Source organism: Halococcus salifodinae DSM 8989, assembly GCF_000336935.1.
Classification (GTDB): Archaea; Halobacteriota; Halobacteria; order Halobacteriales; family Halococcaceae; genus Halococcus; species Halococcus salifodinae.
Genome location: NZ_AOME01000010.1, coordinates 1 through 9,372 on the forward strand (window position 1 = coordinate 1; position 9,372 = coordinate 9,372).

Below are 9,372 nucleotides of genomic sequence, written 5' to 3' on the forward strand. Positions count from 1 at the left end.
GGGTACGCGGTCGGGCTTTGGCCGGCCCGGAGGGCCGGGATTCTTCGGCGGTGCTGTCGCGGTTTCAATCACGCGCGAGAAACGCGCGTGCTGGGTCAGTGCGGTGCAGTAGGTTCTGCGACGACCGTCAGTGCCCTCTTATCGCTGCTCATGATCCTTATCCTGCCAGCCCTCCGGCCCCCCAGAGTGATCTATTCAACGGACCAGGGTATAAAACGCTCAAGCACGCTGTTCAGGCTGCTCTCGGAAATCAACAATGTGCTACAGATTAGTGCCTATCTAAATCGGCTTTTCATATCCCGCCGGACTGCTACTGCAACCAGCCCAAGACCGGTTATAGCAAGTATGATAGTTCCTATCCCACCCCAGGAATAAGGTTCGAAAAACGTACGCCGTGTGAATATGTGTGACTGATTTCCTTGCGATATTGTCAACTGTCCGATGTACGATTCCTGAGGGTCACTTTTGGGCAAATTCGACCTCACCTTGAAAACATGTCTCTGTCCATCAATAGCTTCTTGTATCATCTGCTGTTCACGTCCCGAAAAATCGCTGTAGGAGGCAAAGTCCCCCTGTGTGGGTGGTGTATCAGACGTCGTATTGAGTGCGAACTCAAATCTCAATGCAGTTGGGAAAGCAACTACCGCTATCGTGAGAAGGCCAATACCAATAAAGAACATCAGGTACCGACGTGTTCTGTCGTTCATCTTTTGATTTTGTGATACAGAGGTTACTAAAACCAGTCTCTGATTTTCAAGTGATTCTTGAGTACTATACTATAGATGTTCCCCTGCCAAAATGGTATCATTGTGAATCGCCTACTATGTTAGATATCTTATGGACAGACGATGTTGTGACAACCGACATCAGTAACTTCACAACCGACTGTAGTGCATAGATCTACTTGCTCGCCAAGGATACAATTTCCTCCGCAGCAACGCACCTTTGTTATAACACAAGTACAACCGGCACCAGTCAATCCACAACCAAATAGACAATCTTGTGCAGCTATACAATTGGGATATACTGAGTTGTCAGTTTTGGCTATCATAGATCCAATGGTTCCGGATTTGGGAGACTCTGACATATAAACCGTAGAATCGGAATTATTAGTTCTGTTGTTTTGGGCAATAGCATAACTTCTATTAAGTTGAGGATTTACTGCAATTAATATTTGCCCACTTTCCCCGCTTACTGTTGTTTGAATCTGAGCAGTTGGGATACCGTTGTAAGCAGTACCGTGGACAACTACTCCGTCTTTACCGGACACGTTTTCTTCACGGGATATCACATTGTCAGTTGACAATATGGATACGCTGTCGCTTTTGATGTGGCCTTCGGTGCTGAGAGTAGTGAGTAGATCGTTTCCATAACTTCGATACGCATCTTGAACAGCACTTGGACTACTGTATTGTTGAGCGACTTCAACTAACTCGTCTCGAGAAATTTCGTCCTTGGCTAAGACTGAATCACTTAGCCCTAAAACCGAAGCTACTCCTGTAACAAGCGCTCCTGTGGTCCCCGATAAAAACGTTCGACGGGATTTTTTGTTGGTGCGAGCTTGTTCTCGTACTTTGCTAAGTGCCTCCCAGGTTTCTGCACATCCGCCACCATCACTAACCGCGTCATTTACCCGATTTTCGTGACTTTCCGAGCCAGTCGTGCCATTATCTGGCATGCTTAGATGTTTCGTCGAATCGTGGTTTATAATTATCTCTTTTTAATTATGTTTTTGTGTGTTGTGAGATATTTTACTGGATGATCCCCTCATGGCCTCTCAAGGGAGCCGTCGACGCAGGCAGGGTGAGCATGATCGCGGAAGCCCGTGGAAGGTGTCTCTCACGCAACTCCTCGCGGTTGCGCGCCGCGAACTCGCCGATCCCGAAAATGCACACGAGCCGCGCAAACTCGTGTGTAAATCCTCGGGTCGAACGCTTTGAATCGCGCCGTGATTCATCCTGCTCGTCTAGAAACTTGACATTCCCGCCGGCAGAACCGGAGTCAGTCACCCGAGCAGAACGGCTTTCAGCATCTCGTGTGTACGAGGCAGCCATGCGAATACGGACCGACGGAAAGTTCGCGTATCGCGAGGAGCTCGTCGACGACGTCGCCGATCGACTCAACGAGAACACTCGGGTCGGCGCGGTCGAAGCAAGGGCGGAGTTCACCCAGGCGATGCTCCCGGCGTTAGAGCAAGCAGTCGAACACCCAGACATGACCGAGGAACTCGCCGAGATCCTCTCGACCCGCTCCGTCGACGTCGAGTACTGCGTCGAAACAGGTGTCAACGTTGATTGAGTAGTGTTCCTCTCGGTTGCACCCACTGGGCTATATGAAGCTCCTGAGCTGGTTGCAGACGTGGGCCGATTGGTCCTTGCCAACTATCAATGGTGAAACAGTCTTCCCTTATTCTCAAATAATCAATTTGACTGAGAAAAGGTTTATTCGGAAGTGAAGGGGAATTCATGAGACGTGAACCGCTCGCAGCTCCTCCCGATCGTCGTCGCTGCGGTAGTCGTACTCGCAGGCTGTAACGCCCTCACCGGGGGTGACGACACCGAAACCGACACACCAACCGTCACGCCTGTCGATGTCCCGACCGACGAACCGACAGCCACTCCCATGCCGATGCTCGCACCGGGACTCACGGAGGCAGGCGTCGTGAGTGCGAGTGATTTGGCGAACGCTCACGAGGACGCCCTCGACAATGGTTCGTACACAATCGTGTCAAACAGCACAGTCAGGGATGCAAACGGCACGCTCCGTTATCAGCGGAATCGAATAATGCGAGTATCAGAGGGGTCGGAACCGTTCTACGCCGTTAGCAGATACAATGGGTCGGGACGGCAACCCGTTGTCACCTTGCAGCGCATCGAGCGATGGTCGGACGGCGAACGACTATACTCCGCGATCGTCCGGGAAAATGAAACGAGATATTCAACAAGCGCGTTGAATCGAGCGTTCATTAGCGTGCAGAAGGGCGATCAGTTCCTCAGCCTCTTCACGGCGCTTGAAACGCGTGTCGTCGGCCAGGAAACGCGCAACGGCACGGAACTCTACCGAGTTCGGGCGACGAACATCACGAACCCGGAGTACCTCCCGCGATCCGTACTCAACACCTCGAAGAACCCACGGAACATCTCGTTCCGAGCGCTCGTCGACTCGGAGGGGATCGTTCAATCATATCACCTCGGTTATACCACAACCGAAATTAACAGAGGTGTCGAGACCACGAACCGCGTCACGCAGTCGCTTCGTTACACCGACATCGGCTCGACGACCGTCGAGCGGCCCGCGTGGTACGAGGCGGCGAACCGAACGACCACGGCGGCGGGATGATCGATCGGGAATCCCACAGATTCAAGTCAAAGGGCTACGGTGACAGCAGTAGCTCGCGAAAATAACCCACCGCGGGCCGGGGATGTGACACCATCCCCGAGACCGGGCCGAGTAAGCCTCTATGAGCACAGAGAGAGCCACCGGTATTGAATCTACCGGACCGACGGACGATGCATTGCAGGATCAACTACAGCAGCTTCAGCGCCGTGTTGACACCCTTGAAGACGAGAACGAGCAACTTCACTCCGAGCTCGAACAAACCCGTGAGCAACAGCGAGAGGATCGTCACGCCCTCGCCCGCGAGAACCACGAGCTGCGGAAAGCCAACGACCAGCTGAGAGAACGCGTCGATCGTGCGGATGCCAGCCGCGGACACATCATCGACGACATCATCGATGTCGAGGACCAACTCGCCGATGTGGAACCCGGTTCTCCCGGGTCAAAGGGTGGGGGTGATGCCCCCAAAACCACCATGCAGCGGCCGGATCTGACCCCTATCGAACGTATCTCGAAGATGGATGCCGAAGATACAGGAATNGGGGGTGATGCCCCCAAAACCACCATGCAGCGGCCGGATCTGACCCCTATCGAACGTATCTCGAAGATGGATGCCGAAGATACAGGAATCGATATGACGCCCTCCATCGAGCGCGCCGTTTCAATCTTCGATCACTGGGAGGAGTGGTCCAGCAAGACACCCAAGGGCCGCGTCCTCAAGAGCGACCTCAAGACACTCCTCCGAACAGCGACCGGCGAACAGCTCGCGTGGCGACAGGCCTACCGTGCCGCCGAAGCACTCGAAGAGCTCTCCAAGGGACGCATCGAGTTCATCGATCACGACCGCCACGGCAAGATGCTGATTGAGGCTCAACCAGCGAGGGGCGGTGACTGTCACTCGTCGTCAGCGGCTACCCCCTGACCTGCGTCAGAGAACTGCCTGAAGATGACCCACGCCTGACACGGCCTCTAGGTTTCGTGCGTTGTGGTGGTGCATGCATCGGTTGATTACTGACGGGGAAACTGCCTTGTGCAGCCTTGCAGCTAGGATAGAGAACGGAAGAGCTAGTTCAACTACTGACGACGTGTGTCAGTGCGAGCGTCGTTTCGTCCTGATCCATCCGATCGTGATTGCTGATCCGATCCCGTCGGCTGGACCTTCTGTATAGTTGGACTTCTAACCACAGTTCGCCTAATCAGTCAACAGTTCACATGATTCGGCCGCTTGCTACTGATTTAGTTCCGCGGGGCGGCGCGGCTTATCTTGCCCTGCCGCGCTGGGGGGCCACGAGTACGACGCAGTACGACCCTTCACGCGCGTTCCTCGCGCGCGATTCAGAAGTACTGACCGCTACCGCACCGCTGAGGAGATCGGTCGCTCCGCCTCGCTTCGCTCCCTCGACCATCTGGCTCCCACCTCCTCCGGCGCTCGCGCTGCTCGCGCCGTCCCAGCCCCCTCCAGGGTCCTGCTCGCTCCCGGTGGTCGCTGCGCGGGCTTTCCCGCCGAAGGGTTCGTCCATCACGGGGCTGGAACTACTCTGCTGCGGCGGTCTCATCGTTCGATCGGCCGAGTACCCACCATTTCGCTCGTCGCCACACAGGGGCATCACGCCGCTCCTCTCGACGTTCTACCACCGACCGCTGTTGCTCTGCGTACCGGACGAGTTCGGTGTGTTCCTCACGCTGTTCGAGCAACTGTCGACGTTCGCGCTGAAGCCGCTCGTTCTCACGCTCCAATTCCTCAACCTGCTTGGTGAGTTCTTCGACGTCCGCCGCCTGATCTCGAACGGCGGTGAGTTCCTCGCGCAACCGCTCAACTTCGTTCTCCAACTCCCGTCGTCGTTCGCGTGATTCGAGCGTGTCCCGCATGTGTTTCGACCGGGGTACGTCGCGGTCGTCGGCCTCAGCATCGAGTTCTGAAAGCAATTCATCGTCCAGCCGGAAGCTGATTTGGGTCATATCCCGCTCGTATTTCGATGGGACACACTTGGGATACATCAATCTCAGTCAGCCACACGTCCGACAAAGAGCGCAGGAGGGTTTTCTGCTGGACCACTCTCGATTCGTCTCGATGAATAGCGAAGTATCAGTTTAAAATTCTGTCCCAAAGACAGATCGCTCTATTCTCATTTATGTCCACACGCAACCGGCCTGCATGGCTGGGGAATCACCGCCATGACGACGCGAGATCGAGCATCGACTCTCCACAGTACGAATTCCCGTCTGAGACGCAACTACTGCGGATACACAGTGATCAAAAAATCCATTACGTCGGTCGATTATATCACCTCTATGCTGTACAGATACTGCGTACAATCGTGGTGTACGGCACACGAAACCCCTACACGACAGGTGGATTCCCCATGAGTTGCAGCGTTACTACTCTCTTTATAATTAAAGAGCGCTCCCACAGCACTCCCGGAATCCCACCATGGTAGAACGCAAGCAAGTCACCGGCTACGTCTCCGAGGCCACCCACCGCTCCCTCCAAGCCAAAGCCGACGCCGAGGGCCTCTCCGTGAGTGAGTACGTTGGCGAAGCCATCGAGGAGAAAATCGAGCGCGACGGCCTCGAATCCGCCGCCGACCGCTACGGTATCGAGGAGCGCATGCTCCGGCTCGTCGACGACGCCGCCGACCGTGCAGCTGACCGGATCGTCGAACGCGTCGCTGCGGCTGCTGATGCTGAGACGGAGAACTCTGAGGATACCGAGGACGGCGGGATGTACGACTGGGGTGACGAATGAACTACCGTACGAACTACGTCCGCAATCCTGGACCCGACGACATCGGGAAGCTCGTCAACTACGTCGCCGGCGATCTCGTGTTGCGAGGCTCAGGGCTGCGTGCTGATCGGCACGATATCGACGGGTTCCGCTCGATGGCATACGACTGTGAAATGAGCCGCCAACACATGTTCGCGTTCGAAAACCACCACGATCCGGAGAAACTGGCTCGTCGCGTGCGGCTTGCGTTCCGCGACGAGGTGGACGCCGACTTCCTCGTCGGCGTTCATACTGATACCGAGACCAATCACGTCCACGTCGCGCAGGTCGGCACAGCCAACGAATGCTACATGGATAGCGACGATATTGAGCAGCTGCGCTCGGCGGTCGCAGGCCGATTCGATGGTGAATCGATCGGCACGGGAGCGACGGCATGAGCCTGACTCGCTTTCGATTCAAGCAAACGGTGATCTGGTTGGTTGGACTGGGCATTCTCGCCGCTGCTGTGATGCTCTCCTATCGGATGGGCAGCACCGAGTTTGCCGACGAGTTCGCGGCGCTCACGCTCCAGATGAAGGTAGCTGTCGGCGGCGTGGCTGTCGCCGGCGTCGCACTGATCGGCGACTTCTGGACACGCTCGACGGTGGAGTTCTCGGCGCTAGCGGTCCTCGTCGTTGGCACCGTCAGGTTCATCGATGAAATGCAGGAGGGCGAGACACAGCGCGCACAGAGTGGGCGTGAGGTGTATTCCTCTGGTGTAGGTGATTCGGTCAAGGCTGGTTTCATAGACGGCGGTGAGGACGCGCTCGCGATCGATGACGTGAAGAAGCGCAGCCAGTCCAATTCGGTGCATCCAACGATTGACCGTGAGGTCTCGACGATGTTCCTCGGACAGACGAACATGGGTAAATCGACGCAAGTCAAGAAGCTGCTCCGGGATTGGGACCTTGATGAGCCGGTGATTGCGCACGCGATCTCCGAACCGGGGGAATACAACGAACTCGGCGAGGAACTCGACGCGCTCGGTGCGGATACGGTGACGATCTCCTCGCGTGGCTCGGACGTTCGCTGGGATCCGTTTCTCGACCGTGGTGAATCGACCCGCGAGATGATGAACATCACCGAAGGGGTGTTCCGCGCTCACCACACCACTGAGACGGGCTGGTCGGATGCCGCCCGCGCGATGTTGACCGCAGCGATCACGGTCACGAACGCGAAACACGGTGACTTCGCCATGTTGCCAGAGGTGATCGAGCACGGTCCTGACGAGATCATTGAGGAACTCGGTAACGTTCCGAACACAGGGACGATCAGCACGACGCTGGAGACGCTCGACGATGGTGGGCGGTCGGCAGCGTTCACGACGATGACCGGCGAGATACAGTCGCTGCTGGAGTCGGATGTGTTCGATGCGGACCTCGACCGCGTGTCGCTCGCGGACTGTTTCACGATGGGTGGCCGAGCCATCGTGCTCGACAACGTGCGGAAGGACCGCTACGCACGCGGATTCTGGCGGTTCTTTCTCGAAAGCGCCATCGACCAGGCGTTCTCGGTGGAGGGTCGCCAACAGTTCGTCCTCGACGAGGNCGCACGCGGATTCTGGCGGTTCTTTCTCGAAAGCGCCATCGACCAGGCGTTCTCGGTGGAGGGTCGCCAACAGTTCGTCCTCGACGAGGTGGACAAGCTGCCGGAGGTCGGCAACGTGAACGAGCTGTCCTCGGCAGGACGGTCGGCGGGCGTTCGTGGAATACTGGTCGCTCAAGACGTGCATCAACTCAGAGATCGCTACGGCGACATGGCGGAGTCGCTGTGGTCGAACTGCCCGAACAGGATTGCATTCAAGCCCGGCGACGTCGAGACGGCTGAGTTCGTGCTCTCGTCGCTGGGCGAGGTCGAACTCTACCGACAAAGCGTTTCGACGTCACGGAGTGGCGAGGAGTATGGCCGGGAGGTCTCGGGGTCGTACGAGACGGACCTACCGTTGACGACGGGCGACCTGACGGGTCTGGACCAAGGCGAAGCGCTGGTCCAGAGTCCGGACGGCTGGTGGCTGTGCAAGCTCTCGGAGTAAGGACTCTCCTCAGTTCGCCTCCTGGTAGTCCTGCCAGAGTTCGTCGATTCGTGCTCGAACTGCCGCGAGAATCATCGAGAGAACATTGCGGTAGTCGTCCGGAAAGTGGGTATCAGTCGGTTCACCCGCATCGGGCGGCGGATGAAAGTGCTCACGAGTGCTGTGGGTACTTGATTGGCGGTCCCAGCGACATTGCCAGACACCGCTGTCGCTGTCGTCGGTATGAGTCTCGGTATAGTGGATGTTGAAACCGCCGTTGCGATACCACTGGATTTCGAGACGTGCCCCACCAACAGACTCAGGATAGCGCGCTGGATCGAACGTGACGGCCAGATGCTTGTGCTCGTCAGTCCCTTCACCAGAGACGAGAACCACCTCCTCGACCCGATCATCTGTGCGGAGAGTTCGTGCGATAGCTTGAAGAATCGCCTTGTCGATTGGCGCGTTCGCATCAGGCATGGAACCGTTTAGGCCGGAGCCGATTGCTGCTCACGTTGGAGGCGCTGGGCGTGTTCGAGTACGCGCTGATCCTCACGAACGGTCAGCCAGTCGTTGATGTCGGACCAAATGGTTTCGAGCGTGTCGTGGTCATCTGGTTCGGCGATATCGAAAGCGCTCACCTGAGCCGGGTCAGCCGCGTCGTATTTTTCTTGATAGGCGCGGTCGCGCTCAAGGAGCGTTTCGAGCTGGGCGGCAAGTTCATCGCTCGAATGAGCACGCCGAGCTTCGTTGGCGCGCTTCCAGCGAAAGTAGGCGAGATTGCGCTGAAACTGCGCAGGCTGTCCCTCACCGACCGGCTCGACGATACCGATATCAGCGAACCAGAGGAGGNGTACAGCGTGCTTGATCGGCGACAGCCGAAACTGTAGTGGGTTCGCGCAGCGTGAGCGCGGTCTCGTAGACGCGTTCTTTGACCGTTTTTTCCTCGTCCCACTGCTCGCGTTCTTGGCGAACAGCCTCACTGGATGGCACTCCGTCGGACGGGATGCCGCCTTCTGTCTCTGCATCGCGCTTGGGCATACCGTATAATATTACGTACTACCGTAAATATATTGGCACTAGTCGAGTCAGCTGACGATCCCTCGGATAGGGCCGAAGGGGACCGTCGCCTGTGTCTATCTGAACAGCGTGAGATGGCGCTGTGAGCGCCGTGTCTACCTATCGGGTATTCACCTGCGAAAGCCCGCACAGCGCGCTGTGCGCGCGAGCAGGACCGTGGAGGTGGGTCGGGAGTGGAGGG

General features: G+C 57.0%; 12 protein-coding genes. 6 read left to right on the forward strand and 6 right to left on the reverse strand.

The genetic code is table 11. The features are described from left to right. Positions 1-835: 835 nt before the first annotated feature. A complete protein-coding gene (locus C450_RS21360) occupies positions 836-1,678 on the reverse strand; it encodes a hypothetical protein (RefSeq protein ID WP_152424379.1) in 843 nt (280 codons plus the stop codon). Between the two features lie 374 nt (positions 1,679-2,052). On the opposite strand from C450_RS21360, the gene C450_RS00985 reads away from it, so the two are divergent. Beyond that, complete coding sequence (locus C450_RS00985) at positions 2,053-2,298, forward strand: DUF7692 domain-containing protein (protein WP_005038878.1); 246 nt, start codon at positions 2,053-2,055, stop codon at positions 2,296-2,298. A 174-nt stretch (positions 2,299-2,472) separates the two neighbouring features. Further along, on the forward strand, positions 2,473-3,339 hold the full coding sequence (locus tag C450_RS00990; protein ID WP_005038879.1) for a DUF7537 family lipoprotein: 867 nt from the start codon (positions 2,473-2,475) through the stop codon (positions 3,337-3,339). 187 nt (positions 3,340-3,526) lie between these two features. On the opposite strand, the gene C450_RS22780 is transcribed toward C450_RS00990, so the two are convergent. After that, on the reverse strand, positions 3,527-3,748 hold the full coding sequence (locus tag C450_RS22780; protein WP_005038881.1) for a hypothetical protein: 222 nt from the start codon (positions 3,746-3,748) through the stop codon (positions 3,527-3,529). A gap of 195 nt (positions 3,749-3,943) precedes the next feature. Here C450_RS22780 and C450_RS22785 point away from each other — a divergent pair, with 195 nt between their 5' ends. Then, the gene (locus tag C450_RS22785) at positions 3,944-4,258 is read left to right on the forward strand and encodes a hypothetical protein (protein WP_241430229.1); all 315 of its coding nucleotides are present in this window, start codon (positions 3,944-3,946) and stop codon (positions 4,256-4,258) included. A gap of 337 nt (positions 4,259-4,595) precedes the next feature. Here the strand turns inward: C450_RS22785 and C450_RS01005 are convergent, their stop codons facing one another. Then, the gene (locus C450_RS01005) at positions 4,596-4,856 is read right to left on the reverse strand and encodes a hypothetical protein (protein WP_049909772.1); all 261 of its coding nucleotides are present in this window, start codon (positions 4,854-4,856) and stop codon (positions 4,596-4,598) included. Between the two features lie 13 nt (positions 4,857-4,869). Next, positions 4,870-5,295 (reverse strand): ribbon-helix-helix protein, CopG family, encoded by a 426-nt coding sequence (locus C450_RS01010; protein ID WP_005038888.1) that lies wholly within the window; start codon positions 5,293-5,295, stop codon positions 4,870-4,872. A 472-nt stretch (positions 5,296-5,767) separates the two neighbouring features. On the opposite strand from C450_RS01010, the gene C450_RS01015 reads away from it, so the two are divergent. The 3 genes from C450_RS01015 (at position 5,768) to C450_RS01025 (ending at position 8,132) form a co-directional block, all read left to right on the forward strand. After that, on the forward strand, positions 5,768-6,082 hold the full coding sequence (locus C450_RS01015) for a hypothetical protein (protein ID WP_005038889.1): 315 nt from the start codon (positions 5,768-5,770) through the stop codon (positions 6,080-6,082). Next, positions 6,079-6,498, forward strand: a complete 420-nt coding sequence (locus C450_RS01020) for a hypothetical protein (protein ID WP_005038891.1) — start codon at positions 6,079-6,081, stop codon at positions 6,496-6,498. The genes C450_RS01015 and C450_RS01020 overlap by 4 nt, the downstream gene beginning before the upstream one ends. A 464-nt stretch (positions 6,499-6,962) precedes the next feature. Then, entirely contained in the window at positions 6,963-8,132 is a 1,170-nt protein-coding gene (locus tag C450_RS01025; protein WP_449271547.1) for a type IV secretory system conjugative DNA transfer family protein, read from the forward strand. A gap of 9 nt (positions 8,133-8,141) precedes the next feature. Here the strand turns inward: C450_RS01025 and C450_RS01030 are convergent, their stop codons facing one another. Together C450_RS01030 and C450_RS23625 are read right to left on the reverse strand one after the other, a co-directional pair. Further along, positions 8,142-8,591, reverse strand: a complete 450-nt coding sequence (locus C450_RS01030) for a hypothetical protein (RefSeq protein WP_005038896.1) — start codon at positions 8,589-8,591, stop codon at positions 8,142-8,144. 8 nt (positions 8,592-8,599) lie between these two features. Beyond that, on the reverse strand, positions 8,600-9,139 hold the full coding sequence (locus C450_RS23625; protein ID WP_449271546.1) for a DUF7342 family protein: 540 nt from the start codon (positions 9,137-9,139) through the stop codon (positions 8,600-8,602). Positions 9,140-9,372: the final 233 nt, after the last annotated feature.

What these genes read in the sequence shown, in the direction of transcription:
- C450_RS21360 (WP_152424379.1), bottom strand. Translation starts at nt 1,678, where the DNA reads ATGCCAGATAATGGCACGACTGGCTCGGAAAGTCACGAAAATCGGGTA.
- C450_RS00985 (WP_005038878.1), top strand. Translation starts at nt 2,053, where the DNA reads ATGCGAATACGGACCGACGGAAAGTTCGCGTATCGCGAGGAGCTCGTC.
- C450_RS22785 (WP_241430229.1), top strand. Translation starts at nt 3,944, where the DNA reads ATGGATGCCGAAGATACAGGAATCGATATGACGCCCTCCATCGAGCGC.
- C450_RS01005 (WP_049909772.1), bottom strand. Translation starts at nt 4,856, where the DNA reads ATGGACGAACCCTTCGGCGGGAAAGCCCGCGCAGCGACCACCGGGAGC.
- C450_RS01010 (WP_005038888.1), bottom strand. Translation starts at nt 5,295, where the DNA reads ATGACCCAAATCAGCTTCCGGCTGGACGATGAATTGCTTTCAGAACTC.
- C450_RS01015 (WP_005038889.1), top strand. Translation starts at nt 5,768, where the DNA reads ATGGTAGAACGCAAGCAAGTCACCGGCTACGTCTCCGAGGCCACCCAC.
- C450_RS01020 (WP_005038891.1), top strand. Translation starts at nt 6,079, where the DNA reads ATGAACTACCGTACGAACTACGTCCGCAATCCTGGACCCGACGACATC.
- C450_RS01030 (WP_005038896.1), bottom strand. Translation starts at nt 8,591, where the DNA reads ATGCCTGATGCGAACGCGCCAATCGACAAGGCGATTCTTCAAGCTATC.